General features: G+C 55.6%; 22 protein-coding genes, 1 rRNA gene and 1 other RNA gene. 23 read left to right on the forward strand and 1 reads right to left on the reverse strand.

Going from position 1 to position 26,785, the window contains the following annotated elements:
* Positions 1 to 14 precede the first annotated feature (14 nt).
* From G491_RS34580 to G491_RS0124505, 3 genes are all read left to right on the forward strand, one after another.
* On the forward strand, positions 15 to 2,312 hold the full coding sequence (locus G491_RS34580; RefSeq protein ID WP_169829517.1) for a sigma 54-interacting transcriptional regulator: 2,298 nt from the start codon (positions 15 to 17) through the stop codon (positions 2,310 to 2,312).
* Positions 2,313 to 2,563: 251 nt separating this feature from the next.
* Positions 2,564 to 3,232: an acetate uptake transporter gene (locus G491_RS32340; RefSeq protein ID WP_015948386.1), complete on the forward strand. Its 669-nt coding sequence runs from the start codon at positions 2,564 to 2,566 to the stop codon at positions 3,230 to 3,232.
* On the forward strand, positions 3,216 to 5,135 hold the full coding sequence (locus G491_RS0124505; protein WP_028316428.1) for a propionyl-CoA synthetase: 1,920 nt from the start codon (positions 3,216 to 3,218) through the stop codon (positions 5,133 to 5,135). Before G491_RS32340 ends, G491_RS0124505 begins: the two co-directional genes overlap by 17 nt.
* 174 nt (positions 5,136 to 5,309) lie before the next feature.
* Here G491_RS0124505 and G491_RS0124510 read toward each other — a convergent pair whose 3' ends face one another.
* Complete coding sequence (locus tag G491_RS0124510) at positions 5,310 to 7,073, reverse strand: formate--tetrahydrofolate ligase (protein WP_015948384.1); 1,764 nt, start codon at positions 7,071 to 7,073, stop codon at positions 5,310 to 5,312.
* A 239-nt stretch (positions 7,074 to 7,312) separates the two neighbouring features.
* Between G491_RS0124510 and G491_RS0124515 the strand changes: the two genes are divergently transcribed.
* The 20 genes from G491_RS0124515 to G491_RS0124605 all read left to right on the forward strand — a co-directional run.
* Positions 7,313 to 9,295, forward strand: a complete 1,983-nt coding sequence (locus G491_RS0124515) for a ribonuclease catalytic domain-containing protein (protein ID WP_136360794.1) — start codon at positions 7,313 to 7,315, stop codon at positions 9,293 to 9,295.
* 116 nt (positions 9,296 to 9,411) lie between these two features.
* Complete coding sequence (locus G491_RS0124520) at positions 9,412 to 10,458, forward strand: rod shape-determining protein (protein WP_015948382.1); 1,047 nt, start codon at positions 9,412 to 9,414, stop codon at positions 10,456 to 10,458.
* Positions 10,459 to 10,472: 14 nt separating this feature from the next.
* Positions 10,473 to 11,309, forward strand: a complete 837-nt coding sequence (mreC, locus tag G491_RS32345; RefSeq protein WP_015948381.1) for a rod shape-determining protein MreC — start codon at positions 10,473 to 10,475, stop codon at positions 11,307 to 11,309.
* Entirely contained in the window at positions 11,306 to 11,818 is a 513-nt protein-coding gene (locus G491_RS0124530) for a hypothetical protein (protein WP_028316429.1), read from the forward strand. The genes mreC and G491_RS0124530 overlap by 4 nt, the downstream gene beginning before the upstream one ends.
* Complete coding sequence (gene mrdA / locus G491_RS0124535; RefSeq protein ID WP_028316430.1) at positions 11,811 to 13,706, forward strand: penicillin-binding protein 2; 1,896 nt, start codon at positions 11,811 to 11,813, stop codon at positions 13,704 to 13,706. Before G491_RS0124530 ends, mrdA begins: the two co-directional genes overlap by 8 nt.
* An 8-nt stretch (positions 13,707 to 13,714) precedes the next feature.
* Complete coding sequence (rodA, locus tag G491_RS0124540) at positions 13,715 to 14,821, forward strand: rod shape-determining protein RodA (protein ID WP_028316431.1); 1,107 nt, start codon at positions 13,715 to 13,717, stop codon at positions 14,819 to 14,821.
* Positions 14,822 to 14,846: 25 nt separating this feature from the next.
* Positions 14,847 to 15,242, forward strand: a complete 396-nt coding sequence (locus G491_RS32350; RefSeq protein WP_015948377.1) for a bactofilin family protein — start codon at positions 14,847 to 14,849, stop codon at positions 15,240 to 15,242.
* A gap of 180 nt (positions 15,243 to 15,422) precedes the next feature.
* Positions 15,423 to 15,857, forward strand: coding sequence for a F0F1 ATP synthase subunit B family protein (locus G491_RS0124550; protein ID WP_015948376.1), 435 nt, complete (start codon positions 15,423 to 15,425; stop codon positions 15,855 to 15,857).
* A complete protein-coding gene (locus tag G491_RS32355) occupies positions 15,854 to 16,558 on the forward strand; it encodes a F0F1 ATP synthase subunit B (RefSeq protein ID WP_051327507.1) in 705 nt (234 codons plus the stop codon). The genes G491_RS0124550 and G491_RS32355 overlap by 4 nt, the downstream gene beginning before the upstream one ends.
* Complete coding sequence (atpH, locus tag G491_RS0124560; protein WP_015948374.1) at positions 16,555 to 17,106, forward strand: ATP synthase F1 subunit delta; 552 nt, start codon at positions 16,555 to 16,557, stop codon at positions 17,104 to 17,106. Before G491_RS32355 ends, atpH begins: the two co-directional genes overlap by 4 nt.
* Positions 17,106 to 18,623, forward strand: a complete 1,518-nt coding sequence (gene atpA, locus G491_RS0124565) for a F0F1 ATP synthase subunit alpha (RefSeq protein ID WP_028316432.1) — start codon at positions 17,106 to 17,108, stop codon at positions 18,621 to 18,623. Before atpH ends, atpA begins: the two co-directional genes overlap by 1 nt.
* A gap of 51 nt (positions 18,624 to 18,674) precedes the next feature.
* The gene (gene atpG, locus G491_RS0124570) at positions 18,675 to 19,562 is read left to right on the forward strand and encodes an ATP synthase F1 subunit gamma (RefSeq protein ID WP_015948372.1); all 888 of its coding nucleotides are present in this window, start codon (positions 18,675 to 18,677) and stop codon (positions 19,560 to 19,562) included.
* A gap of 51 nt (positions 19,563 to 19,613) precedes the next feature.
* Positions 19,614 to 21,032, forward strand: a complete 1,419-nt coding sequence (atpD, locus tag G491_RS0124575; protein WP_028316433.1) for a F0F1 ATP synthase subunit beta — start codon at positions 19,614 to 19,616, stop codon at positions 21,030 to 21,032.
* Between the two features lie 29 nt (positions 21,033 to 21,061).
* Positions 21,062 to 21,487, forward strand: coding sequence for a F0F1 ATP synthase subunit epsilon (locus G491_RS0124580; RefSeq protein ID WP_028316434.1), 426 nt, complete (start codon positions 21,062 to 21,064; stop codon positions 21,485 to 21,487).
* Between the two features lie 177 nt (positions 21,488 to 21,664).
* Positions 21,665 to 21,937 (forward strand): cell division protein ZapB, encoded by a 273-nt coding sequence (locus tag G491_RS32360; protein ID WP_015948369.1) that lies wholly within the window; start codon positions 21,665 to 21,667, stop codon positions 21,935 to 21,937.
* A gap of 28 nt (positions 21,938 to 21,965) precedes the next feature.
* A complete protein-coding gene (locus G491_RS36790; RefSeq protein WP_015948368.1) occupies positions 21,966 to 22,307 on the forward strand; it encodes a cell division protein ZapA in 342 nt (113 codons plus the stop codon).
* A gap of 51 nt (positions 22,308 to 22,358) precedes the next feature.
* Positions 22,359 to 22,545: non-coding RNA, 6S RNA (gene ssrS / locus G491_RS35080), on the forward strand.
* A gap of 236 nt (positions 22,546 to 22,781) precedes the next feature.
* Positions 22,782 to 24,356 carry a ribonuclease Y gene (gene rny / locus G491_RS0124595; RefSeq protein ID WP_015948367.1) on the forward strand — a complete coding sequence of 525 codons (1,575 nt, stop codon included), beginning with the start codon at positions 22,782 to 22,784 and terminating at the stop codon, positions 24,354 to 24,356.
* A 27-nt stretch (positions 24,357 to 24,383) separates the two neighbouring features.
* Complete coding sequence (tyrS, locus tag G491_RS0124600) at positions 24,384 to 25,670, forward strand: tyrosine--tRNA ligase (RefSeq protein WP_028316435.1); 1,287 nt, start codon at positions 24,384 to 24,386, stop codon at positions 25,668 to 25,670.
* A 936-nt stretch (positions 25,671 to 26,606) separates the two neighbouring features.
* A 16S ribosomal RNA gene (locus tag G491_RS0124605) occupies positions 26,607 to 26,785 on the forward strand; the annotation flags it as partial.

A 26,785-nucleotide genomic window follows, 5' to 3' on the forward strand; every position in this document is an offset into this window, starting at 1 on the left:
TTCAGGATGCAAGAATGGACCCCTATTCCGGTCAAATGTCCGTATTGATAATTGATGACGACGAAGCCATCTGCAAGGCCTTGGGCAATTATTTTGAAGACCTGGGCTTTATTGCTTATCAGGCGGATGCAGGCCTGGAAGGCCTGGACGTATTGCTGGAGTGCAGACCGGACGCCGTTTTGGTGGACCTCGCCATGCCGGGCATGGGAGGGTTGGAGTTTTTAGCCCGGGCCAGGGAGATTGCTCCGGAGACCCCTATGATCGTGGTTTCGGGAACCGGCCACCTGGAAGATGCGGTGGAGGCTTCCAGGCTGGGGGCGGTGGACTATATCACCAAGCCCATTCTGGATATGGCCGTGGTGGAGAACTCCGTCAAGCGCGCCCTGGAGCACTCCAGGCTGAAAAGGGAGAACAGGGACTATTCCGAGCGTTTGGAGGATCTCGTCCTTATTCGTACGGAAGCCCTCCGGCAGCGCACCCAGGCCTTGGAAGAGGCCAACGCCCATTTGACCGAGGAGATGGCCCATCGGAAAAAGACCGAAGAGGCCCTTAGGGCCAGCGAGGCGCGGTTTCGGGAGCTTGCGGATCTGCTGCCTCAGACGGTGTTCGAAATAGACAGGCCGGGCAAGCTGGTATTTATGAACAAGCACGGCCTCCGCACCCTGGGATATGCGCGGGAGGATATTGACAGGGACGTCCAGGCCATCCTAATGGTTTCGCCGGAAGACAGGAAACGCATCGGCGAAATATTTTCCAGGCTCTTGGAAGGCGAGGTTATATCCCCCAACGAGTACACGGCCCTACGGAAGGATGGATCGCAGTTTCCGGCCATGATGTATTCCAGTCCGGTGCTATACCAGGGAGAGATTGTGGGCTCCCGCGGGGTTTTGTTCAACCTCACCGATTTAAAAAGGACCGAAAAAGCCCTCCGCGACAGCCAGGCCCGCCTGAGCGCCATCATCGAGGTGTTCGAAGGATTTATTTACACCTGCACCCAGGATTACCGGATTACCTTCACCAATAAGAAATTACAGCAATACCTGGGCAAGAACTGCGTCGGAGACCTGTGCTACCAGGCGATCTACGGCCAGGACTCCCCCTGCGAGCGATGCGCCATGGACCAGGCGGCCAACGGCGAAACCGTGCGACAGGAGTTTTTGGGGCCCTTGGACGGCCGCTGGTATTACTCCGTGGACACCCCCGTGAGGGAGGCGGGCGACGGCGCCTCCTGCAAGCAGTCCATTGTCATTGACATCACGGATAGAAAGACGGCTGAAGAAGCCTTGCGCCAAAGCGAGGCCCAACTGCGGGAAGAGAATATCCGCCTGCGCTCCTCCATCAAAAGGTCGGGCCGCTTCGGCAGCATCATCGGCAAAAGTGAAGCCATGGAGCAGGTGTATGAAACCATCCTGAAAGCCGCGGTTTCCACGGCCAGCGTCATCATCTACGGGGAGTCGGGCACCGGCAAGGAATTGGCGGCCCGAACCATCCACGAAATGAGCCGGCGCGCCCAAGGCCCCTTTGTGCCGGTGCACTGCGGCGCCATTCCCCCGAATTTGATAGAAAGCGAATTCTTCGGCTACAAAAAAGGGGCCTTCACAGGCGCCGATCAGGACAAACCCGGGTTTCTGGCTTCGGCTGACAAAGGGACCCTGTTCCTGGACGAAGTGGGGGAAATCCCGCCGGCCATGCAGGTGAAACTCCTTAGGGCCATTGCCGGGGACGGCTACACGCCCCTGGGCGGGAGGGAAGCCTTGTATCCGGACATCCGTTTTGTAGCGGCCACCAACCGGGATCTATTCGATCTGATGGAGCAGGGCGCGCTGCGCGAAGACTTTTTCTACCGCATCCACATCCTGCCCATCCACCTGCCCCCCTTGCGTCAGCGCAGGGAGGACATTCCCCTTTTGGTGCGGCATTTCATGGAAAAATACGCCGGGGATCAGCCCGTCCCGGCCATGCCGCCTGATTTTTTAAAAAACCTGCAAAAGGCCTATTGGCGCGGAAACGTGCGTGAACTGGAGAGCGCCGTCCACCGTTTTATGACCCTCCGGGACACCGCCCCCCAGAGCCTGGAGGACTCCTCGGCGGGAGCTGGCGCCCCCAAAGGCGCCAGGCCTGCATCTCCTGTCCGCCTGCCTAAGTTGCTTGGCAAAGAGGAGCCCACCCTCAAGGAGGTGGCGGCCGCAGCGGAGCGGGAGTACATTATCCAGTTGCTGGAGCGGTATAAGTGGAACCGGAGCCGGGCGGCGGAGATATTGGGGGTGGATCGGCGGACTTTATTTCGGAAGATCAAGGAATACGGGCTTTAAAAACCCATCCTGGGACTTTTTTGTCCTAATGTCTCTTTTTGCATTTAAAACAAGCTGTTATATCCGAATATAGCGCGCCTGGGAAAATAATGTCCCAATCTTCAGATTTTGAAGACTTTTCTGTTTTATTCATGTATATGCTTTAAAATCAATATGTTATATTTATTTCTTCGTGTTGGCACACCCTTTGCCTAATAGGTGGGCGTAGGCTGCAGCATTCAACCCCCACCCAAAAGAAAGAAGGAGCCATCATGTCACAGACGCAACAAGGAAATCCGGCAGTCGTTGGTTTGGCAGGTTTCGGACTCACCACCCTGGTCCTGCAATTTCATAATCTGGGTATATGCGGAGTAGGCCCGGTGGTGGCCTTGGGCCTGGCCTTCGGAGGCGTGGCCCAACTCATCGCCGGCTATCAGGAATTTAAATGCGGCAACAATTTCGGGTACAGCGCCTTTGTCTCCTACGGCGCGTTCTGGATCGCATTAGCCATTATTTTTTTATTAAACCATTTTGACATATACAAGGCCGGCAAAACGGACGTAGGCATGTTCCTGGTGGCCTGGACCCTGTACACAGCCATCATGTGGGTGGGCGCCATGCGCATCCACGGCGCAATGGCGTTCACCTTCACCACATTGTTAATCGGTTTTATCCTGTTGGATCTGGCTCATTTCGGATTTCCGGCCCTGACCAAAGTGGCCGCAATCGACCTGATTTTCTGCGCCCTGGCGGCCTGGTACATGATGGCCTCCGCCATTTACACCCAGGTTTTCGGCCAGACTATCCTGCCCCTGGGCAAGCCCTGGATCAATCCTCCTGCTCCGGCGGCCTCTCACGCCGGCGGGGGACAGATTCCCAAGGACATGGCTTATGTGGCCAAGGAGCAGACGCAAGGAGGCGATAATGACGCAAGCATATGATGAAGCCTATCGGGAGTCCCTGGAGAACCCGGAAGAATTCTGGGGCAGGCACGCCGAGGAATGTTTCTGGTACGAAAAATGGGATAAGGTCCTGGACGATTCCAACAAGCCTTTTTACCGGTGGTTCTCCGGCGGCGTGACCAATACGTGCTATAACGCCCTGGACATGCATGTGGAAAAAGGCGCCGGAGACAGAGTTGCGCTTATTTATGACAGCCCGGTTACGAACACCATAAAAAAATACACCTATGCGGAGCTCCGGGATGAAGTCGCCTTGTTTGCAGGCGTCCTGGCCGAATACGGCGTGGAAAAGGGCGACCGGGTGGTTCTGTATATGCCCATGATTGCAGAAGCCGCCATAGCCATGCTGGCCTGCGCCCGCCTGGGGGCGGTTCATTCCGTGGTTTTTGGAGGCTTCGCCGCCAACGAACTGGCCACCCGCATCAACGACGCCAGGCCCAAAGCCATTGTCTCCGCTTCCTGCGGCATTGAAGGCAAAAAGGTCATCCCCTACAAACCCTTGCTGGATGCGGCTATCGAAATCTCCGAGCACAAGCCCAAGAATTGCATGATTCTGCAAAGGCCCATGGAGACGGCTGACATGCACCCCTCCCGGGACGTGGACTGGACGGAAGCCATGAAAAAGGCCTCCCCCAAAGACTGCGTGCCCGTCCTGGCCACGGATCCCCTGTACATCCTGTACACCTCCGGCACCACCGGACAGCCCAAGGGCGTGGTGCGGGATAACGGCGGCCACATGGTGGCCCTCAAATGGTCCATGAAAGCCGTGTACGACGTGGACGAAGGCGACGTGTGGTGGGCGGCCTCGGACGTGGGCTGGGTGGTCGGCCATTCCTACATTGTGTACGCCCCCCTGTTTAAAGGATGCACCACCATCCTGTTCGAAGGCAAGCCGGTGGGAACGCCTGACGCCGGCGTATTCTGGCGCGTCATTTCCGAACACAAGGTCAAGTGCATGTTTACAGCGCCCACGGCGTACCGGGCCATCAAAAGGGAGGACCCCGGCGCCGCTCTCATGAAAAATTACGACCTTTCCAATTTTAAAATTCTCTTTCTGGCCGGCGAGCGGTCCGATCCCGACACCATCACCTGGTCCGAAAGGAATTTGGGCGTACCGGTCATCGACCACTGGTGGCAGACCGAAACCGGTTGGGCCATTGCAGCCAACTGCATGGGCCTCCATCACTTTCCGGTCAAATACGGCAGCCCCACCAAAGCGGTTCCCGGCTGGAACGTCCAGGTGCTGGACGAAATGGGCCGTCCTGCGGCGCCCGGTCAGATCGGCGCCCTGGTGGTCAAGCTCCCGCTGCCTCCTGGAACCCTGCCCACCCTGTGGGGCAACGATCAGGCCTTTGTGAACAAGTATCTGCGGGATTTTGACGGATATTACACCACGGCCGACGCAGGATACATCGATGAAGACGGCTACATCTACGTCATGGCTCGCACCGACGACATCATCAACGTAGCCGGGCACCGCCTGTCCACAGGCGCCATGGAAGAAGTCCTGGCCGACCACCCGGACGTGGCTGAATGCGCCGTGCTCGGAGTGGAAGATCCCCTAAAGGGACAATTGCCCCTGGGCTTCCTGGTGCTGAACGCCGGGGTCACCCGCAGCAATGACGAGATTGTCAAGGAAGTTGTGGAAATGATCCGGGAGCGCATCGGCCCTGTGTCCGCCTTCAAAACCGCCACGGTGGTCGACCGCCTGCCCAAAACCCGGTCCGGCAAGATTCTCCGGGGCGTTATGCGGCAGATCGCGGACAACAAGTCCTATCGCATGCCGGCCACCATCGATGATCCATCCATTCTGAAGGAAATTGAAAATGCATTGAATACGATAGGTTATGCTAGCTCCCGGGCTACTGCAACTCCCTCCTGACGGCCCGGAACCCCCTCTTTTGCCCCCCCAATAGGTATTAACGCCTGTTTTTCGGCCCGTCCTTCCCCAGGGCGGGCCGAAAAAACAAAAAAAGCCCGAAGCGCTTTTGCGCTTCGGGCTTTTGTATACTGCAATCCAATTAAGGACGAATACACGCCCTCATGGATGATGGATCTAGAACAGGCCGGAAACCTTACCGGTTGCGGGATCCACGTCAATGCGGCGGAAGGCCGGGTTGGAGCCGGTTCCGGGCATGAGGCTGATGGTTCCAGCGCAGGGGCACAGGAACTTGGCGCCGGAGTAGATCAACACGTCGCGGATAGGCAGACGCCATCCCTTGGGCACACCCTTCTTGACGGGATCGTGGGACAGGGACAGGTGGGTCTTGACCATCATGGTGGCGAAGTCAGCGTACTTGGGATCGCTTTCCAGCATCTCTGCCTTGGCCGCAGCTTCGGGAGCCCAGTCAACGCCGTCGGCGCCGTAAACTTCCGTGGCGATCTTGTTGACGCGGTCGCGCAGTTTCATTTCCAGGGGATACAGGAAGTCAAAGTCATTGCCTTCTTCGCAGGCTTCGATCACAGCGTCGGCGAATTCCAGAGCGCCTTCGCCGCCCTTTTCCCAATGCTTGGACTCGGCGCAGCGGGCGCCGGCGGCTTCAGCAGCCTTGCGGACGATGGCGCACTCGGCGTCGGTGTCGGTGTAGAAACGGTTGATGCAGACGACAGGGTTGATGCCGGCTTTGCGGATAACGCCGATCATGTGAACCATGTTCTCGCAGCCCTTTTCCACCAGTTCCAAATTTTCCTTGGTGTAAGCGTCGTCCAGAGCCTTGCCGGCCACGACCTTGGGTCCGCCGCCGTGCATTTTCAGGGCGCGGATGGTGGAGGTCAGAACGGAAACGTGGGGTTTGAGGCCGGAGAAGCGGCACTTCACGTTCCAGAACTTCTCGAATCCGATGTCAGCGGCGAAGCCGGACTCGGTTACGTGGTAGTCGAACAGTTTCAGGCCGACGCGGTCGGCGATGATGGAGCTCTGACCCACGGCGATGTTGGCGAAGGGGCCGGCGTGCACGAAGCAAGGCTGATATTCGGCGGTGCACATGAGCGTGGGGTTGATGGTGTTGCGCATGAAAGCGGCCATGGCGTTGCCGACTTCCAGGTCGCCGCAGGTGACGGGCTTGCCGGATTTGTCGAAGGCCACGGTGATGTTGTTGATGCGCTCTTTCAGGTCGGCCAGGTCGGTTGCCACGGCCAGGATGGCCATGAGCTCGGAACCGACGGCGATGCCGAACTTGCTCTGCATGGTGTAGCCGTCAAAACGGCCGCCGAGGCCGATGACGATGTTGCGCAGGGCCTGGGCGCAGAAGTCGATGATCCAGCCGAACTCCACGCGGGTGGGGTCGATGTCCAGGCGGCGCATGCCGGTCAGACGCTGGAGCTGTTCGTCATTGTAGTTGCGCTCGTGCTGCATACGGGCGGTCATGGCGACCATGCCCAGGTTATGGGCGTTCATGATGTCGTTGATGTCGCCGGTGAGGCCCAGAGAGAACTCGGTCATGGGGATGAGCAGGGAGTTTCCGCCGCCTGCAGCCGTTCCCTTAACGTTCATGGTGGGTCCGCCGGAGGGCTGACGCAGGGCGCCGCCGACGTTCTTGCCGCGCATGCCAAGGCCTTCCATGAGGCCGACGGAGGTGGTGCTTTTGCCTTCTCCCAAGGGGGTGGGAGTGATGGCGGTTACTTCAATGTACTTTCCGTCAGGTCTGTCTTTCAGCCTGTCGATAATCTTCAGGAAGTCGACTTTTGCCAGACGACCCATGGGGAGCATTTCGTCGCTCTGGAGTCCAAGTTTTTCCGCCCATTGTTCGGGAGTAGGCATGTTCTCTTCAGCAGCTTCAGAAATCTGCCAGTCTGCCATTTCCACTGCGTTGTAAGCCATTTTGTTTCCTCCTTAAAGGTTTCTTTGTGCACAAATTGAACCCGGGCATACCTATGCCAAGGTTCATAATCTGTCCGTAATTCCCAGGTTTTCCACCCTTACTATATGTCACGGGAATTTCCCATACCATGGCAAATAGGGCTTTGCAACGCTATTTTATAAGAATGCGGACAGGAATGCGCCTCGAAGCACAGCTTTAATTGACTTTCCGAATGCCCGTTGTTATGTTCGTGTTAAACATGGAACTTGGAACCTTAATAGAATATATCGACCGGAAAAAAGTAATTTGCGCGGTCATAATGCAGGCGAAAAAACAGAAGGTGCGGCTACTCACTCAGGCTAATCGCGAGGTGAGCGTGTCGGAGCATCGCCTGTTTTGCGTGTCCGGACGCCTGGACCCGGAGATAGGACGGGACCGCCTTGTGGACCTGCTGTCCGAAACGTCCGCCCGAAGAGAGGCTCTTAAGGCCCAAGTGAACGTCTATGACCTGTGGGAAGTGGTCCATGAAGAGGAACAGTGGATCGATGCAGAAACCATGGCCGGCTTGGCTTTCGGGATTTCCCCGGAGCCGGATCACGTCTCTGCCGTCATCCGGGCTTTTTTCAATGACCGGGTGTATTTCAAGTTTGATGTCACCCGTTTTTTGCCCCACAGCCCGGAAAAAGTGGAGCAGATTCAAATCCAGGAACAGGAGATGGCGCGCCGCGCCGCCGTGGTCCAGGAGGGGGGCGAATGGCTGCGGCGGGTTTACGGCCAGGAAAGCCCGGAAGTGCCTCCCGACAAAGAGCAGTTCGTCTCCATAATGCGGAGCCTTTACCTGTTTGAAAAGGACAGCCCCACTTACGACCTGGGCAGGCAAATGGTCCAGGCAGCCGGGATTGATCCCAACAACGGGCTGTTTGAATTTCTCATCCGCCTGGGAGTCTGGGACGAGCACGCCAATCTGGACCTATACCGCATGGACGTCCCCATAGACTTCCCCCGGGAAATCTCCCAGGAAGCCAACGCCCTGGCCAACGGGTCCGGGTTCCGAACCGACACCAGCCAAAGAAGGGACTTCACGGGGCTGCCCGTGCTGACCATAGACGGCCAGGCCACCCTGGACTACGACGACGCCCTGAGCCTGGAAATGGACGGCGACTATTTTAGGGTGGGCATCCATATTTCCGACGTCTCCCATTATGTGGAAAGGGGCTCCCTTCTGGATCAAGAGGCCTTCGCCCGGTCAAGCTCCATATATATGCCGGACGACAAGATACCCATGTTTCCGCCTCTTTTGGCCGAAGGCCTCCTAAGCCTGAAGGCCGACCAGGTCCGGCCCGCCATCAGCGTCATGGTCCGCCTGGATCGGGACGCCGTAGTCCTGGACTACGAGATCTGCCCCAGCCTGGTCCGGGTGCGCCGTCAGCTCACCTATCATGAAGTAAATATGATGGCCGATGACGACAAGGAAATCATCGCCCTGTCCGGTCTGGCGGAAAAACTCCGGGAAAAAAGGCTGGACGACGGCGCGGTCCTGATTTCCCTGCCGGAAATCAACATCTGGCTGGATGAAGAGAAAAACGTAACCCTTCACAAGGTTAATCGGGAAAGCCGCTCCAGAATCCTGGTTTCGGAGTTCATGATCCTGGCCAATCGCCTTATGGCCTCTTTTTTGGCGGATCATGGAAGCCCCGCAGTGTTTCGGGCCCAGCCCGAGCCGCGCCTCCGTTTGTTTGACCGGGATAACGGCACCCTGTATCAAAATTGGATGCAAAGGCGGCACCTTTCCCGCTTCATCCTTTGCCCCAAACCCGAACCCCATTCAGGCCTTGGCGTGGACGCCTATGTGACCGCAACCTCCCCCATACGCAAGTATTTTGATCTGGCGGTGCAAAGGCAAATTCGGGGTGTATTGGGGCTGGACAAGAAATACACCCAAACAGAGGTGGAGAACATTATCGCCAATTCCGAAGTTCCCCTTTCCAAGGTCTCGCGGGTCCAATTTGTGAGAAACCGATACTGGATCCTCAAATACCTGGAAACCAAGTTGGGGAAGACCGAGCCGGGCATGATTCTGGAGCGCAGAAAGGACCGGTTCGTGGCCTTGCTTACCGATTGCCTGGTGGAGTGCACGCTGCCCGTCGCCTCGGATCCCAGCCTGGCGCCGCAAGATGCCGTTCAGTTGCGGATCGTCAAGGTGGACCCCCGGGAGCAATTCCTTGCCGTGGAGTTGGCCTGACCTTTTATTGAATAATGACAAGAGTTATAAATCTCTTGAAAATTCCTGAATCAGGTGTTACGGATAAGCATTTGGCTTATTTGTAGATATGCTGAGTTGCTTGCTAAAGGTGACATATGAATTTTCTGACCGCCATCCATGGTTTATTTTCCAACGACCTGGCCATTGATTTGGGCACCGCCAATACATTGGTCTATGTCAAAGGCAAAGGGATAGTCCTTTCCGAGCCCTCCGTCGTGGCCGTACGCTACGATCCCCGCAGACACCGCGAGGAAGTCCTGAAAGTGGGCACCGAAGCCAAGCGGACTTTGGGCAGGACTCCCGGCAACATCCGCGCCATCCGCCCCATGCGGGACGGCGTTATAGCGGACTTTGACGTCACCGAACGCATGCTCAAGTATTTTATCACCAAAGTCCATAACCGCCGCTGGTGGCCGGTCAGGCCGCGCATCGTGGTGGCCGTGCCTTCCGGCATCACCCAGGTGGAAAAAAGGGCCGTGGAGGAATCCGCGCGCCAGGCGGGCGCCCGGGAAGTGTATTTGATCGAGGAGCCCATGGCCGCGGCCATCGGCGCCGGCCTTCCCATCACCGAGCCCACCTGTAACATGGTGGTGGACATTGGAGGCGGCACAACGGAAGTGGCGGTCATATCCATGGCCGGCATCGTCTACAAGCGCAGCCTTCGGGTGGCCGGCGATAAAATGGACCGGGCCATCATCCAATACATCAAACGCAAGTACAACCTGCTGATCGGGGACAGGACGGCTGAAGCCATCAAAACCATGATCGGCAACGCCTATCCCGATCCGGAAAATATCGAGACCATCGAAGTGAAAGGCCGGGACCTGGTTTCGGGCATTCCGAAAATTCTGGCCATTGACTCCGAAGAAGTGCGCATCGCCATTTCGGAGCAAATTGACGCCATTGTGGAAACCGTCAAGATCGCCCTGGAACAAACTCCTCCGGAGTTGGCGGCCGATATCGTGGACCGCGGCATCACCCTGACCGGCGGCGGAGCCTTGTTGAAAAATCTGGACAAGCTGCTGCGCGAGGAAACCAGCTTGCCCATCACCGTCTGCGACGATCCCTTGTCTACGGTCGCCCTGGGCTCCGGCAAGGCTTTGGACGACATTGAAATCCTCAGGCAGGTGGTTATCAACTAAAGCGGGCTCAAAATATGTTTTCTAAGAAGATGGGCACAGCGCTGGCTTTGATTCTTTTTTTTATGTTCACCGCTGTCCTTCTTCCCACCTTCGGTACAAGAGGCGGTCAGGAGCACCCGGCCGACGGAGTCTTCCAGGTGCTCATCGCTCCTTTTCAGGATGGAGTCACCAGGATTTCCTCCTTTGTCTCCACCACCTGGACCAATTATTTCGCCCTTGTTGAAACCGCTCGGGAAAACAAGGAGCTCCGGCGCGAAGTGGAGTTTCTCCAGCTCATTGCCCATGAGTGCGGGGAAACCAGGCGCCAAAATTCCCGCTTGAAAAACCTTTTGGGCTTCGCCCAGGATGAAGGGGGCAAGGTCGTGACCGCCCTGGTTACGGCCGAGGATCCTTCGGACACCTTTCAGGCAATCTACATCAATCGCGGCAGCATTCACGGCGTCGAGCCGGGTTTGGCCGTGGCCACGCCATTAGGCGTGGTGGGCAGAATCATTGACGTCTCTCCATACCAAAGCAAAGTCCTGCTGATTACCGACCCCAACTTCGCCATGGACGCCAGAGTGGCGCGCACCCGCGCCAGGGGCGTATTGGAGGGCGCCGCCGACGGTCCATGCCAGTTCAAATACGTCATGCAGCAGGAGGACGTGAGCCTGGGGGATATGGTCGTCACCTCGGGGATGGACAAGGTTTTCCCTCCGGGGATCTCCGTGGGCGTGGTGTCCCGCGTGAGAAAAGCGGAGCAGGGAATGTTCCAGGGAATTGTTGTCACTCCCTTTGTGGACTTTTCCCGGCTTGAGGAGGTGCTGGTCCTGCTGAACTCCGAGCCTCCTCCGGAGCAGGAGATGCCATGATTTATTTTCTGCAAATAATGATGGGGCTGTTCATCGTGGTGTTTCAAACCACGTCGCCGGGCCAGGCGGTCCCGCTTTTGTCCTCATATGACATGATGGTTGTTTTCGTGCTGGGCCTGGGACTTTTCAGGCCCCTCAAAGAAGGCGTTATCATCGCCGTTATCTGCGGCCTCGCCATGGACGTATACTCCGGAGCGCCGCCTTGGTACTACTTCGTAACCTACTGCTGGGTCTACGTCGCCGCACGCTGGCTCCCTTCCTTTCTCCACGCGGACAATATAATCTTTATGGCTCTTTTCTGCGGAGGCGGGGTGCTTTTCCAGGAATCTTTCTTGCATTTATGCGTGTTTTTTTTGAAATCCCGGCCGGACGTTCTGATCGAAAGCCTTAAACAATCGGGAGCGGCGGCGCTCTCAGGGGCTGTTACCGGGCCGCTGATCATTTGGGTGCACAATACGATTGTAAAACGGGAAACCAAGCGCCAGGACAGGAGAGAGCGCTTTGTATGATATCACCTCCAGGGAGGTTTGGACGGAGTGGTGCAGGCAAAGAGTGACCTACGCCATGCTCCTCATCGCCGTTGCTTTTGGCGTGCTCGGCCTTCGGCTGGTGTATCTTCAGGTATTTCAGGGGGAGCGGCTTCATCAGCTTTCGGAAAATAACGCCATCCGCCTGGAAAGCCTGGACCCGACCCGGGGGCGGATCATGGACTCCCACGGGGAGATTCTGGCGGACAATCGCCCGCGCTTTGACATTTGCCTGATTCCCCGGGACGCCAAACCCCGGGACGCCATTCTGCCTCTTTTGGCCTCTCTCCTTGAAATGGATGAGACTGAAATCGAAAAGAAGATCGGCAAAGCGGCCTCATTCAAGCCGGTCCTCATAAAAGGGGACGTGGGCCGGGACGTCTTGGGAATCGTGGAAGCCAGGCGGTACGAACTGCCGGGCGTGGTGGTGCGGGTCAAGCCCCAGCGGCATTTTCCCGGCCAGGGCACCACGGCCCATATTGTGGGTTACCTGAGCGAGATTTCCCTGGATGAATTGCGCAGCGGTTCGTATCCCAACCGGAAGCCCGGCGACTTTATCGGCAAATACGGCGTGGAAAAGGAATTCGAGTCCTACCTGGCCGGCAGGCACGGAGGCCGCCAGGTGGAAGCAGACGCCAGGGGCCGGACCGTGCGGATTATGGACACCGTCCCCCCGAAGCCGGGCGCCAATGTTTTTCTCTCTCTGGACATGCGCCTCCAGAAAAAGGCGGAAGAGCTTCTGGACGGTCGTCCCGGAGCCATCGTGGCAGTGGAGGCCGACACCGGAAGAATTTTGGCCATGGTGTCCAGCCCCACGTACGACCCGAACCTGTTTGTGGACGGCATGACCCAAAAGCAGTGGAATGAGCTGATCAAGGATCCGGACCATCCGCTGGAAAACAAGGCCATCCACGGAGGTTATGCGCCCGGCTCCACTTTCAAGATGATCACCGCCATGGCCGGCCTGGAAGAAGGGAAAATCGACAGTCATACGGAATATAACTGCCCGGGCCGCCTGAAATTCGGAGATCGCTATTTTAGATGTTGGAGGCATTGGGGGCATGGAAGTTTGGAGGTTACGGAGGCCATCGCCCAGTCTTGCGACGTCTTCTTTTATAAGGTCGGCCTGGATGTGGGCGTGGACAAGATAGCCGAATACGCCAGGGGGTGCGGCCTGGGCCAGGTTACGGGGCTGGGGCTGGGCAACGAGTCGCCGGGAGTGGTCCCGGATAAAGCGTGGAAGCGCCGCGTTTACAACAAACCCTGGTACCAGGGCGAAACCCTGTCCGTAGCCATAGGCCAGGGCGCAAACTTGACCACCCCATTGCAAATGGCCCTGTTGGCCGCCGCCATCGGCAACGGAGGCTCTCTGTACCGCCCCATCATGGTGGATCGGGTGGAAAGCCCGGAAGGGGATGTCATCCAGGCCTTTTCACCGACGATAAGAACAAAGCTGCCGGTAAGCATGGCCAATCTGGAACTGATCCGAGAAGGCATGTGGGGAGCGGTTAACGGCCCCCGCGGGACGGCGCGGGGCATCTGCCCCGAGTCGCTGGCCATTTCGGGAAAGACCGGGACGGCCCAGGTGGTTGGGCGGAAGGACCGGGATAAATTCCTGAACGAGTTGACCGACAAAATCAAGTACCAGGACCATGCGTGGTTCATCGCCTATGCGCCCAGGGAAGACTGCAAAATAGCCGTGGCGGTTTTTATCAAGCACGGAGGGCACGGAACGGCCTGCGCCCCCCTGGCCAGGGATATAATCAAGGAGTATATGGACGGAAAGAACCCCCCCGGCGCAAAGGACGCCTCCACCCCGGCTGAAACGCCGGAAAATCTCGATGAAACCGACTTGCAAGACAGGGAGTGACGCCGCCCATGTTTGATAGAAGATTGCTTCAGTATTTTGATTGGGGGCTTTTGCTCCTCATCCTCATTATTATGGGGGTGGGGCTCATGACCTTGTACAGCGCCGTAGCCTCCAGCGCCAATCCGGCTGAAATTCGAATCTATTACAAGCAGTTGACGTGGTTCGGCATTGGCCTGGGCGCTATGATCATTTGCTTTTTGCCCCATTATAATGTACTGGATCGTTGGGTGTGGGTCGTTTACGCCATTAGCCTTTTTCTGCTGATTCTGGTATTGGTGGTCGGGAAGAAGATTTCCGGCTCGGTCAGATGGCTGAGCCTGGGGCCCTTTACCTACCAGCCGTCCGAGTTCGCAAAACTGGCTATCATGGTGGTTCTGGCCCATCATTATTCTCAGAACATCCGCACCGGCGGCCTCGGTTTTGTGGATCTCATAAAACCGTTTATATACATGCTGATTCCCTTTGTGCTTATTTTTATGGAGCCGGACCTGGGAACCGGGCTTTTGGTCATGCTAGTGGGAGGGGCCATGACGCTTTTTGTGGGCATTAGAAAGCGAACCATGGCTTGGCTGGCTGCGTTTTGCGCAGCCATCGGTCCGATCGCCTGGATTTACGGCCTCAAGCCGTATCAAAAGGCGCGCATTTTCACCTTTTTGGACCCGGACCGGGATCCGTTGGGGGCTGGGTATCATATTATACAGTCCAAGATCGCCATCGGTTCGGGGATGCTTACCGGCAAGGGATATCTCCAGGGCAGCCAAAAGTCCCTGGCTTTTCTGCCGGAGCAGCACACGGATTTTATATTTTCGGTTTTCGCCGAAGAATGGGGCTTGGCAGGCTCCCTGGTTCTTTTATTCCTGTTTTTGATGCTGATGATCTGGGGGCTTAACATCGCGTACCGCTCCCGGGATCCTTTTGGAGCCCTCCTGGCCACAGGCGTGACCGCCATGATCTTTTGGCAGGTCTTCATCAACGTGGGAATGGTCATGGGCCTCATGCCGGTGGTGGGGGTGCCCTTGCCTCTGGTAAGCTACGGAGGATCGTCCGTGCTGACAATCATGATGGGGTTAGGCCTGCTGCTGAATATAAGCATGCGCAGGTTCCTGTTCGAATAACAAGTAGGACACGAAGGAGAGTTGCATGAAACAGAAGAAAGTCAACGTGCCCATGAACACCTTCATCGGAGAGGGGTTCAAATTCGAAGGGGAGTTGACCTTTGACGGAACCATCCGGGTGGATGGGGAAATCAATGGTCGGGTCAAGAGCACGAACGGAGAAATCGTGGTGGGGGAAAAAGCTGTCGTGGAAGGCGATCTGGACGTGGGCAAGGTGGTGGTCGCCGGAACCCTGCGCGGAATGATCCAGGCCTCCTCGTGTGTGGAAATTCAGAAAAGCGGAAGAGTGGAAGGCGATATCGTCGCTCCGGTGGTGACCATTGAGAGCGGCGCTCTTTTTCATGGAAATTGCTCCATGAAAAACAAAGAATCCAAATCGGAAAAGACGGTGGAGCTTCCTCTGAAAAAGAATGCACTATAGACGCAAAGTCGGGTTTCAAAAAAAACTTTTGACAATTCCCGACTTACGGTGGTATACATCCGCGTCTTTAATTGGGTAGTGGAAAATTTCACGAGCTTAGCCTACGCGGGACGCCGCGGCTGGTAAGTTCTTGAATTTTATTTTGTTTTTAACTATCTGCGGGGCAAGAAGGAAATTCGTATGATTAAAGTTATCCCAGACATCACTGTCGTATGGCAGATTATCAATTTCCTGGTCTTGGTAGTGGTTCTCAACGTGGTCCTTTTCAAACCCATTCGTAAGGGGCTCCAGGAACGGAAGACCAAGTTCTCCGGCCTGGCTAGGGGAATTGAAACGGACAAAACAAAGGCTGCTGAGCAGGAGCAAACCCTGTCCACCAGCCTGTTGAAAGCCAAAAACGAGGGGGCAGCCAAAAAGGAAGCCATCGTCGCCGAGGCAACGGAACAGGAACAAGGCATCATTAATGAAATTAATGATAAAGCTGCCAAGGATCTGGAAGAATTGCGGGCAAAAATTGCCGGTGAGGTGAAGAATGCGGAAACCGCCTTGGAAAAGGAGGTTGACGCCTTTGCTGCAACCATTGGGGAAAAGATTTTAGGGAGGGCTTTATCATGAAGTTGTTAAAGGCTTTACCCCGGAAGAAGACCGCATGGCTGGGGCTTTGCCTCGCAGCCGTGATGATTTTCGCTCCGTGGACAATGGCCGGTGAGACTACAGCCCATGGAGAGGCCGCCGCTCATGCGGAAGCAGTGCATGCAGACGCTGCCCATGGCGAAGCCGCTCACGGAGAGGCTGCCGCTCACGGAGGAGAAGGCGGACACGGCGCTTCCGATTGGAAAACCTGGAAAGACATCGATTATCAGAAGGTTCTGAACTTCGCGATTCTTTTCGGGTTTTTGTTTTGGGTTGTTCGTAAGCCCGCCGGCGCCGCTCTGACCGGGCGCATCGAGGACATCCAGAAGGAACTGGACGACCTGGAAGCCCGCCGGAAAGCCGCCAGCGAAGAAGTCGCCGCCATCAACGCAAGGCTGCAGAATCTTGAGGGCGAAGCCCAAAAGATCGTGGACGACTATGTAGCTCAGGGCGAAGTCGCCAGGGAAAAGATCCTGGCCGAGGCCAGAAAGGCCGCCGACAGGCTGACCGATCAGGCGCAGCGCCACATGGAGCACGAAGTAGCCGACGCCAAGAAAAGGCTCCGGACGGAAATCCTGGAAAAAGCCATTGCCATGGGCGAGCAGCTTATTGCCAAAAACATTACCGAGCAGGATCAGGACAGGCTCGTGGGTGAATACTTAGATAAGGTGGTGACTCAGTGAAAAATCTAAAGGTGGCAAGACGTTACGCAAAGGCTCTGCTCCTGATTGGCAAGGAGGACGGGCAGGCAGAGGTCTATCGCGAGGAACTTGAGGCGTTCTCCTCCTTGTTCAAGGCCAACCCGGATTTGGAAGCCGCCATCAGCAACCCCATTTACGAAGCCAAAGGGCGTCAGGCCTTATTGCGCTCCGTGGTTGAGAAATCAGGGGTTTCAGCTGTGACAGCCTCCTATCTGCTGCTCCTCTTCGATAAGGGGCGGATCGGGTTTTTAGACGTCATTACGAGTGAGTACAAAGAAATGGCCGACGAACTCAAGGGAATCGCTCGCGCCAGCGTCTCGGCGGCTACAGAGCTGTCGAACGAGACTATAGAGAAGATACGTTCGGGACTGGGCCGGCTCACGGGCAAAGAGGTCGTGCTTACGGTCTCGCAAGACCCCGCTCTCATCGGCGGTATAGTGACCAAAATAGGGGACTTGGTCCTTGATGGGAGTATCCGGACACAGTTACTCAACTTAAAAGAAACTTTAAAAAGGAGTGAGGCGGTCTGATGGAAATTAGAGCCGAGGAAATCAGTCAGATTATCAAGGAGCAGATCAAGGATTACGACAAGAAAGTGGATCTTAGCGAGACCGGGACCGTGCTTTCCGTCGGTGACGGCATTGCTCGTGTCTACGGCCTTGAAAAGGCCATGGCCCTGGAGTTGGTGGAATTCCCCGGGGGCATCCTTGGTTTAGTGTTGAACCTGGAAGAGGACAACGTGGGTGTCGCCATTATGGGCGAAACCGTCCACATCAAAGAAGGCGATATGGTCAAACGGACCGGTAAAATCGCCCAGGTGCCCGTTGGGGAAGCCGTGCTTGGCCGTGTTGTTGACGGCGTGGGCGCTCCCATCGACGGCAAAGGTCCTCTGGACGCCACCGAAACCCGTATGGTGGAAATGGTGGCTCCCGGCGTCATCGCCAGGAAGTCCGTGCATGAACCCTGCTACACCGGCCTCAAGGCTGTCGACGCCATGACCCCGGTGGGACGCGGCCAGCGCGAACTTATCATTGGCGACCGTCAGATTGGTAAAACCGCGGTTGCGGTCGACGCCATTCTCGCCCAGAAAGACACGGACATCTACTGCATCTACGTGGCCTGTGGACAGAAAAAGTCCACGGTCGCCCAGGTTGTGGCGACTCTGGAAAAATACGGCGCCATGGAATACACCACCGTGGTTTCCGCTTGCGCCTCCGACCCTGCAACCCTCCAGTACCTGGCGCCTTACGCCGGTTGCGCCATGGGCGAATACTTCCGCGATAAGGGCAAACACGCCCTCATCATCTACGACGATCTTTCCAAGCAGGCTGTCGCTTATCGTCAGATCTCCCTGCTGCTCCGTCGTCCGCCCGGACGTGAAGCCTATCCCGGCGACATTTTTTACAATCACTCCAGGCTGCTGGAACGCGCCGCCAAGGTGAGCGATGAATTGGGCGCCGGTTCTCTGACCGCCCTGCCTATCATTGAAACCCAGGCCGGCGACGTTTCCGCCTACATTCCCACCAACGTTATTTCCATTACGGATGGCCAGATTTACCTGGAACCCGGCCTGTTCTTCGCCGGTGTTCGCCCCGCCATCAACGTTGGTCTGTCCGTCTCCCGCGTCGGCGGCGCCGCCCAGGAAAAGGCCATGAAGCAAGTGGCCGGAACCCTGCGTATGGACTTGGCCCAGTTCCGTGAACTGGAAGCCTTCGCCGCTTTCGGGTCCGACTTGGACGCAGCAACCCAGAAGCAGTTGAAGCGCGGCGAGCGCCTGGTGCAGATCCTGAAGCAACCCCAGTACGCTCCTCTTCCGTTGGAAAAACAGGTCGCTATCCTGTTTGCCGGCGCAAATGGCTTCCTGGATGCTTTCCCTGCGGACAGCATGGCTAAATACGAAGCCGGCATGTATTCCTTCCTGGAAAGCAAGTACCCTGACGCCATGGGCGCCATAGCCAAGGAACGCAAGATTTCCGACGAAACCGACGCGTTGCTTAAGAAGGCTTTGGAAGAGTATGGCAAGGAATTTCAGGATACCATCCAGTAAAAATGACTCTCGCCGGGGCCCTGAGCCCCGGAACGGGAAGAAGGTGTAAATATGCCAAGCTTAAAGGATGTTCAAAACAAAATATCCGGCGTTAAAAAGACCAGGCAGATCACCAAGGCTATGAACATGGTGGCTGCTTCCAGGCTCCGCGGCGCCCAGCTGAAAATGGAAGCCTTCAGGCCTTACGCCGACAAGTTCGGACAGGTGCTGGGCAGCCTGGCTGAACGGGCGGGGGAAGACGCAAGTCCTCTTCTTACGCCTAAGGATAAGGTGAAGAAAATCCTTCTGGTCTTGTGCACGTCTGACCGCGGCCTCTGCGGCGGGTTTAACATCAACCTGATCGAAAAGGCTGAAGACTTCCTGGCCGGGCTGGACTCGGACGTGGAATTTGACTTGGTCAACTTCGGCAAGAGGGGACGCGACTGGGCCAAAAAGGAAGGATATAATAGAATTCAGGAACATTTGGGAGTGGTGGGCGCAAAGTTCGGTTTCAGCGTGGCCTCCGACTCCGGCGCCACTTTTATCCAGAAGTTCCTGGAAGGGGAGTATGACGAAGTGCACATCGTCTATTCCGAATTTGTCAGCATGGGCAAGCAAGTGCCGACTCTGCAGCAACTGATCCCCATTCCGCCTATTGAGACTGAGGAAGTTGTTGAAGAAGAAGATCAGGGCTACCTCCCTGAGCACATTTGCGAACCTTCTGCAGACGCTCTTTTGGCAGACCTGCTGCCTCGCAACGTGTACGTTCAGATCTACAAGGCGCTGTTGGAAACCTCCACCAGTGAGCAAGCCGCTCGTATGACAGCTATGGACAACGCCACCAAGGCTTGCAACGACATGCTGGACGAGTTGACGCTGATGTACAATAAGGCCAGGCAGGCCGCCGTCACCACGGAGCTTATGGACATCGTGGGCGGCGCTGAGGCCCTTAAGGGTTAACACATAAAATAATACCAAACGGTTTTCCAATAGACTTTAGGAGGTCTTTTGATGGGAGAGAACATAGGAAAAATCACACAGGTTATGGGACCGGTGGTTGACGTGGAGTTTGAGCAGGGCAACCTGCCCAACATCCTGACCGCGCTTCTTATCACCAACCCGACCATCAACGACGAAGCTGACAACCTGGTTGTTGAAGTTGCTCAGCATCTTGGCGATAACGTGGTGCGCACCATTGCTATGGACGTTACCGACGGTCTGGTTCGCGGCATGCCTGTAAAGGACACCGGCGATCCTATCATGATGCCCGTCGGCGAGGCCGTTCTCGGCCGCGTGCTGAACGTTGTGGGCCGCCCCGTGGACGGATTGGGTCCTGTCAGCCAGGAAAAAATGCTGCCTATTCATAGGTCGGCGCCCAAATTTACCGAACAGGACACCACCGTTCGCGTTCTTGAAACCGGCGTAAAGGTTATTGACCTGCTGGTGCCCTTCCCGCGCGGCGGTAAAATGGGCATGTTCGGCGGCGCTGGCGTGGGCAAGACCGTTATCATGATGGAAATGGTCCATAACATCGCCATGCAGCACGGCGGTATCTCCGTGTTCGCGGGCGTTGGTGAAAGAACCCGTGAAGGAAACGACCTTTACCACGAAATGAAGGAAGGCGGCGTTCTTCCCAAGGCTTCTCTGGTTTACGGCCAGATGACTGAGCCCCCCGGAGCCCGCGCCCGCGTGGCTTTGTCCGCTCTGACTTCTGCTGAATACTTCCGTGATCAGGAAGGTCAGGACGTGCTGATCTTCATCGATAACATTTTCCGTTTCACCCAGGCCGGCTCCGAGGTTTCCGCTCTGCTCGGCCGTATGCCTTCCGCGGTTGGTTACCAACCGACCCTGGCCGTCGACCTTGGCGAACTCCAGGAACGCATCACCTCCACGGATAAGGGCTCCATTACGGCTGTCCAGTGCGTGTACGTGCCTGCTGACGACTTGACGGACCCCGCACCCGCAACCACATTTGCTCACTTGGACGGAACCGTCGTTCTTTCCCGTCAGATCGTGGAATTGGGCATCTACCCCGCCGTGGATCCGCTGGACTCTTCGTCCCGCATCCTCGACCCGGGTTACCTGGGCGACGAACATTACGGAGTCGCTCGCACGGTGCAGCAAATGCTGCAGAAATACAAGGAACTCCAGGACATCATCGCCATTCTGGGTATGGACGAACTGTCTGACGAAGACAAGATCACCGTCGCCAGGGCGCGTAAGATCCAGAGATTCCTGTCCCAGCCTTTCTTTGTGGCCGAGAACTTCACTGGCAAGCCCGGCAAATACGTAAAGCTGGAAGACACTGTTCGCGGCTTCAAGGAAATCGTGGATGGCAAGCATGATGACCTGCCGGAACGCGCTTTCTACATGGTCGGCGGTATCGAAGAAGCTATCGAAAACGCCAAGAGCATGGCAGATGCCGCGTAGCGGTATGACCGCATAAAAAAGAGGATATTATGGCTGGCAATATTTTACTTGAAGTAGTCACGCCCGAGAAGATCGTGGTAAGTGAGACTGTTCAGACCGTAACCGCCCCAGGCAGCGAAGGCGAGTTCGGCGTCCTGGTCGGTCATACCCCTTTTCTCGCCACCTTGAAACTAGGTACCTTGAACTTCAAGGACGAGACGGGAAAGGTGCGTGCGGTCTTTATCAACGGCGGTTTTGCGGAAACTTTGCCTAACAAAGTCACTGTCTTGGCCGAATCAGCGGAACGTCGTTGCGACATTGACGCGGATCGCTGCAGATTGGCTTTGGAGAGAGCCCAGCAGAGGCTTGAGTCCAAGGAGACCGCAGTGGACTTTGAAAGGGCCAAACGCGCTCTTGCCAGGGCTCAAACCCGCATGAGCCTTGCCGAATCCAGAAAAATGGACGGCTTTCAATAAAAACATCCGCTCAATCTTTGTGTTTGAGCTGACAAAAAATCAGGGGGGTGGTTGCCGCCGCGTGACCGCCCCCTTTTTGCGTTTATGGGTTCGCACTAGAGCATAGAGAAAAACCGCTTGACTTATATTTGCAGGGGTCGTTATACTCCGCCCATGCTCGGGAGAATAGGAGGTATTTTGGACGAGGCAAGCATCTTTCAAGAATTCGATAGGTTAGAGAGCAAAATTAACGGACTCATTCAGCAGTGCGAGACGTTAAAACGGCAAAATGCCCAACTGGAGGCCAGCAATAGTTCACTGGCCGAGGAGTTGTTGCAAAAATCTGAAGCTGAACAAAAGCTCGTAGAAGAACGGAATTTGGTGCGGTCCCGTATTGACGGCCTCCTGGCCCGGGTTAACGAGTCAATAGGCACGGAACAGGAACAGGAAGAAGAGTATAACATCGAATAGGCGAGACATAAGGGAGCTGTAAACGTCGTTGGATGGACAGCTACACATAGAGATCCTGGGACAAAACTTTACCTTTGAAACTCAGGGTGACCGGGAAAAAGCCCAAAAAGCGGCGGAATTTTTGGCCCATAAAGTCCAGGCGGCAAGCAAAGCGCTGGACGGACCAAACACGGCGGCTAATAAAATGGGCGTCCTGGTGCTTGCAGCGTTGGATCTGGCGCACTCTTATTTGGAACTTAAAGAGTCCCATGAAGGGTTTCTGGATCAAATAGGGTCCCGATCAGAAAGACTGTTGCAACGTATGGAAAATAAGGGACCTGGAGGGGAAGATAGAGGGGGGTCGAGTACGCCTAAAAGCGGCGGCGTATAAGCCGCGTCTTAGGCATGGGCGCCGTCGGTTCTATGCAATTTAATAGGAGAAGAGCCCCTGCCGTGTGCGTGATCGGCAAAAATCCCTTGCTCCAACATTTTATCGAAAGGGAGCCGGTATCCAGTACTCTGTGTGCAAGTTCCGCAATGTACGGAAAAGCCTAATGATGTTGGGAGGCTCCCACCTGTGCAAAACAGGTTCAAGGATTTTGCCGGACACGGCAATGTGCGGGGGCTTTTCTCTTTTCAAACGGGTTCTTTCTTCTCTTGCAGGCCGATAAGGGCAATTTTACGGCTGACCTAATATTAAGTCGTCTCGCCTGTTTCATTTCCAGACTCTTCCAAATTATTACCGGAGCCTCAACAACTTAATCGCCGGCAGGCGCGCGTGCTGGGGGCGTAAATCTTAAAGATTTACGGCGCATTAGATGTTTGCGCAACATTTCACGCTGCGGCCTGCTTGGGAGGAAACCATATGGATGGAACTACAATTGTTGTTGTGTTGTTGGTCGCCCTTGGCGGGGTGGCTGTGGGCATCATTGTGTATGCCCTTATCAGAAAAAAAGCCGCAGCAGATAAGTTGGGCAGGGCGAAAGCCAAATCAGAGCAAATTCTGGAAGAAGCGCGGATAGCTGCGGAAAACACTCTCAAGGCCGCCCAGGTCGAAGCGAAGGACGTAATTCTTCAGGCAAAAGCGGATTTTGAGGCGGAGGCCAAAGAAGCACGCAAGGAAATCAAGCAACTGGAAGCTCGTCTGGTTCAAAAGGAAGAAAACCTGGACCGGAAGTCGGAGCAGCTTGATAAAAAGGAAAGCGACGTCGCCGGCAGGGAAAAAGGACTGGTAAAAAGAGAACAAAAAATGGTTGCCCAGGAAGAACAGGCGCAACAGCTTTTGGAAGCCAGGACCCAGGAATTGGAGAGAATCGCCGGACTCACCGCCGAGCAGGCCAAAGATACATTGGTCCAGGCCATGGAAAGCGAAGCCCGTCACGAAGGGGCCAAGCTCATAAAGCGCATTGAGATGGAAACCAATGAGATTGCCGATAAAAAAGCCAAGGAAATCATTTCTACGGCAATCCAAAGATACGCTGGCGACTATGTAGCCGAAAAGACGGTGTCCGTCGTGGATCTTCCTTCTGAGGAAATGAAAGGAAGGATCATCGGCCGGGAAGGGCGGAACATCAGGGCTCTTGAAGCCGCCACCGGTATAGACCTGATCGTGGATGACACCCCGGAAGCGGTTATTTTGTCGGGATTCAATCCCGTTCGCCGCGAAGTCGCCCGCTTGTCGCTTTTGCGCCTTATTGCGGACGGCCGCATCCATCCCGCTCGCATAGAGGAAGTGGTGAAAAAGGTCGAAAACGAGGTGGAAAACACCATCCGCGAATCCGGCGAACAGGCCACTTTCGACCTTGGCGTACACGGGATCCACCCGGAATTGATCAAATATCTCGGCCGGCTGAAATACCGCACCAGCTATGCGCAGAACATGCTGCAACATTCCATAGAGGTCGGGTTCCTATGCGGAATTATGGCCTCCGAGCTGAACTTGAACGTCAAGCAGGCTCGCAGGGCCGGGCTGCTTCATGATATCGGCAAGGCCGTGGACCACGAAGAGGAAGGGCCCCACGCCCTGATTGGCCAGAGACTCTGTAAGAAATGCGGGGAGTCTCCTAAAATCATCCATGCCGTGGGCGCACACCACGAGGATATTCCGCCCAGTTCGGTCCTGGCCGTGCTCGTCCAGGCTGCAGACGGACTGTCCGGCGCCAGACCCGGCGCGCGTCGCGAGATGTTTGAAAGCTATATTAAAAGGTTGGAGGATCTTGAAAAGATCGCCAACTCCTTTGAAGGCGTCGGCAACACCTTTGCCATACAAGCAGGCAGGGAGTTGCGCATTATCGTGCAGGGGGAAAAAATCACCGATGATCAGTCGGTGCTTCTTGCCAGGGATGTTGCCAAGAAAATTGAAGACAGCCTTACCTTCCCGGGGCAAATCAAGGTTTGCGTCATCCGGGAGACCAGAGCGGTCAGCTACGCCAGCAAGTAAGGCTTTAATCAAGGCGAAGGTATAAAAATGAATGTTTTACAAACCCTGAAAGAACGGGGCTTTATAGAGCAAACCACCCATGACCAGGAACTGGAGGATCTTCTTTCCGGAGAACAGGTATCCTGTTACATCGGGTTCGACCCTACGGCGTCCTCCCTTCATGTGGGAAGCTTGGTGCCCATCATGTCCCTGGCTCATATGCAGAGGGCGGGGCACAGGCCCATTGCGTTGGTCGGCGGCGGCACCGGACTTGTCGGCGATCCAAGCGGCAAGACCGAAATGCGCAAGCTGCTCACCCTGGAAGACGTAAACAATAACGCAGAGGGCATCCGGGCTCAACTGGCCAGGTTCATCGATTTTGACAAAGGCGCGGTTCAGGAGAACAACGCCAATTGGCTGGTAGGACTGAAATACATAGAATTCCTACGGGACTTCGGGCGCCATTTTTCGGTAAACCGGATGATCAAGGCGGAATCCTATCGAATGAGGCTGGAGTCGGAAGAGGGGCTGAGTTTTATTGAGTTCAACTACATGCTTCTCCAGGCTTATGACTTTTTGCACTTGTTCGATGAGTACGGCTGCCAGCTCCAGATGGGCGGCAGCGACCAGTGGGGCAACATCGTCGCCGGAATTGATCTGATACGCCGGGCCAAAGGCGGCTCCGCTTACGGGATCACTTTTCCGCTCATCACCACCTCCGCCGGCATCAAAATGGGCAAGACGCACAAAGGGGCGGTGTGGCTGGACCCGGAACGGACTTCTCCTTACGAGTACTTCCAGTTCTGGGTGAACACCCATGACGACGACGTGCCCAGGTTCCTGGCTCTCTTCACCTTTTTGCCCATGGAGCAAATAAACAAGGTGAAAGACCTGGACGGGGCGGAGCTTAACCTGGCCAAAACCATCCTGGCTTTTGAAGCCACAACGCTCGCCCATGGCAGGGATCAGGCGGTGGGCGCCCTGGAAGCCGCTTATAACATGTTCGGCGCCAGGGAAATTCCAGCCGACCTCTTGGCTGATAGCTCCATTCCACGGGAAGGAGCGGCCAAGGCCGAGGATTCCGTGCCGACGACGGTCATGGAACAGGCCAGACTGCAGGAAGGCGTCCCGGCTTTTGAGTTATTTGACGAAATCGATCTATGCGCCTCCAGGGGGGCGGCCAGACGGCTTTTGGGCCAGGGCGGCGGCTACGTAAACAACGAACGTATTGATTCTTTTGACTATAAAATCTCCATAGTTGACATGAAGGATAAAGAGATTATCCTACGCGCTGGGAAAAAGAACTATCATCGCCTGGTGTTGTCGGAAAAATAAGTCCGATAACGTAAAAAGGGGATTGACAAGTTTATTAAAATAGTGTTTAAAACGACTTTCTCGAACGGGCGAAACTGCGGCCTGGGAAAACATCCAGGCCGCGCTTTTGTTCCTGCAGAGCGCGCGAGCTGAGCGGAATTGTGACATTGGAGGCAACGCTTCCTGACAGCCGGTTGGCCAATTACTAAGCGCGCTTTTTTATTGGGACCTATTTAGCAGCAACGGCTTGCGGTAATACGGAAACAATAAAGTCACAAAGCAGGGTTTGAGAGATCAAGGGAGGCAAAGCCCCCTTAACCCGGCAGGCCAATATGAACATAGAGCGCAACCGGGTTCCCCATAAGAATTTCGACAGGCGGCGGGTCATAACATTTCTTGCCGAACCACCGAGATATAAAACAAAACAGGAAAGCACCCGTCTACCATCTAAGGTGGGCTGATTTTATGAGCCCTCCACAGATTCGTGCGCGCCTGATTTTGTGTGCAGCGTCAAGATGCACGGCATAAAAGATTGTGCTTGACAAGGCGGCGCAGGAAAGAATATAAGCCGCTTCGTCCACAGGGAACGGCGCCCAAACGGGAGAGCCGCCCAGGTGGAAAAAGCAGTACAAACGCAGTAAACATAGCAGTACCCGGCAAAGCGGGATGAGGCGAAAAAAGCCTTGACAGCGGAGCCTGCCACGAGCTAAACACTGCTCGTCTTTCGGAGCTCGAAAGAAAAACTTGAGAGCGAAGAAAACATGACATAGGCAAGCAAAAAACGATTGACAAGAGAATAACAACTCTGCTAAATAATCGGGCTTGTCAGCAGCGAAAAGCGCTGCGAGCGGGACAGAGGTCCTGCGGGTTTGATCTTTGAAAACTAAATAGCGAAAACAGTCATACGGGCCTTTGAAGAAAGAAAACTAACCGCCCTACGGGGCGGACGGATCAATTTAATTGGAGAGTTTGATCCTGGCTCAGAATGAACGCTGGCGGCGTGCTTAACACATGCAAGTCGTACGAGAACTCCCTTGCTTGCAAGGGATAGTAAAGTGGCGCACGGGTGAGTAACGCGTGGGTAATCTACCCTTGGATTCGGGATAACATTGCGAAAGCGGTGCTAATACCGGATA

The organism is Desulfatibacillum aliphaticivorans DSM 15576 (genome assembly GCF_000429905.1).
Classification (GTDB): domain Bacteria; phylum Desulfobacterota; class Desulfobacteria; order Desulfobacterales; family Desulfatibacillaceae; genus Desulfatibacillum; species Desulfatibacillum aliphaticivorans.

What these genes read in the sequence shown, in the direction of transcription:
- atpA (WP_028316432.1), top strand. Translation starts at nt 17,106, where the DNA reads ATGGAAATTAGAGCCGAGGAAATCAGTCAGATTATCAAGGAGCAGATC.
- G491_RS32340 (WP_015948386.1), top strand. Translation starts at nt 2,564, where the DNA reads ATGTCACAGACGCAACAAGGAAATCCGGCAGTCGTTGGTTTGGCAGGT.
- tyrS (WP_028316435.1), top strand. Translation starts at nt 24,384, where the DNA reads ATGAATGTTTTACAAACCCTGAAAGAACGGGGCTTTATAGAGCAAACC.
- G491_RS0124580 (WP_028316434.1), top strand. Translation starts at nt 21,062, where the DNA reads ATGGCTGGCAATATTTTACTTGAAGTAGTCACGCCCGAGAAGATCGTG.
- rny (WP_015948367.1), top strand. Translation starts at nt 22,782, where the DNA reads ATGGATGGAACTACAATTGTTGTTGTGTTGTTGGTCGCCCTTGGCGGG.
- G491_RS0124520 (WP_015948382.1), top strand. Translation starts at nt 9,412, where the DNA reads ATGAATTTTCTGACCGCCATCCATGGTTTATTTTCCAACGACCTGGCC.
- G491_RS32350 (WP_015948377.1), top strand. Translation starts at nt 14,847, where the DNA reads ATGAAACAGAAGAAAGTCAACGTGCCCATGAACACCTTCATCGGAGAG.
- G491_RS32355 (WP_051327507.1), top strand. Translation starts at nt 15,854, where the DNA reads ATGAAGTTGTTAAAGGCTTTACCCCGGAAGAAGACCGCATGGCTGGGG.
- G491_RS0124510 (WP_015948384.1), bottom strand. Translation starts at nt 7,073, where the DNA reads ATGGCTTACAACGCAGTGGAAATGGCAGACTGGCAGATTTCTGAAGCT.
- mreC (WP_015948381.1), top strand. Translation starts at nt 10,473, where the DNA reads ATGTTTTCTAAGAAGATGGGCACAGCGCTGGCTTTGATTCTTTTTTTT.
- G491_RS0124530 (WP_028316429.1), top strand. Translation starts at nt 11,306, where the DNA reads ATGATTTATTTTCTGCAAATAATGATGGGGCTGTTCATCGTGGTGTTT.
- rodA (WP_028316431.1), top strand. Translation starts at nt 13,715, where the DNA reads ATGTTTGATAGAAGATTGCTTCAGTATTTTGATTGGGGGCTTTTGCTC.
- G491_RS34580 (WP_169829517.1), top strand. Translation starts at nt 15, where the DNA reads ATGGACCCCTATTCCGGTCAAATGTCCGTATTGATAATTGATGACGAC.
- G491_RS0124550 (WP_015948376.1), top strand. Translation starts at nt 15,423, where the DNA reads ATGATTAAAGTTATCCCAGACATCACTGTCGTATGGCAGATTATCAAT.
- G491_RS0124505 (WP_028316428.1), top strand. Translation starts at nt 3,216, where the DNA reads ATGACGCAAGCATATGATGAAGCCTATCGGGAGTCCCTGGAGAACCCG.
- atpG (WP_015948372.1), top strand. Translation starts at nt 18,675, where the DNA reads ATGCCAAGCTTAAAGGATGTTCAAAACAAAATATCCGGCGTTAAAAAG.
- G491_RS0124515 (WP_136360794.1), top strand. Translation starts at nt 7,313, where the DNA reads ATGGAACTTGGAACCTTAATAGAATATATCGACCGGAAAAAAGTAATT.
- atpD (WP_028316433.1), top strand. Translation starts at nt 19,614, where the DNA reads ATGGGAGAGAACATAGGAAAAATCACACAGGTTATGGGACCGGTGGTT.